Genomic DNA, 253 nt, shown 5'->3' with positions numbered 1-253 from the left:
CGTCATCGACGCGGGCCTGATCTGGATCGGCCCGCCGCCGCAGGCCATCCGCGACCTGGGTGACAAGGTCGCCGCGCGGCACATCGCGCAGCGCGCCGGTGCCCCGCTGGTCGCGGGCACCCCCGACCCGGTCTCGGGTGCCGAGGAGGTCGTGGCCTTCGCCGAGGAGCACGGCCTGCCGATTGCGATCAAGGCCGCCTTCGGTGGTGGCGGGCGCGGCCTGAAGGTCGCCCGCACCCTGGAGGAGGTCCCC

General features: G+C 75.5%; 1 pseudogene. It reads left to right on the top strand.

The annotated features are described in order from the left end of the window. A pseudogene (locus IG54_RS38995) lies at positions 1-253 on the top strand (acetyl-/propionyl-CoA carboxylase subunit alpha); the annotation flags it as partial.

The sequence above is a fragment of the Streptomyces sp. NRRL S-920 genome, assembly GCF_000717945.1.
Taxonomy (GTDB): Bacteria; Actinomycetota; Actinomycetes; order Streptomycetales; family Streptomycetaceae; genus Streptomyces; species Streptomyces alboniger.
This window is presented reverse-complemented; position numbering and strand designations above follow the sequence as displayed.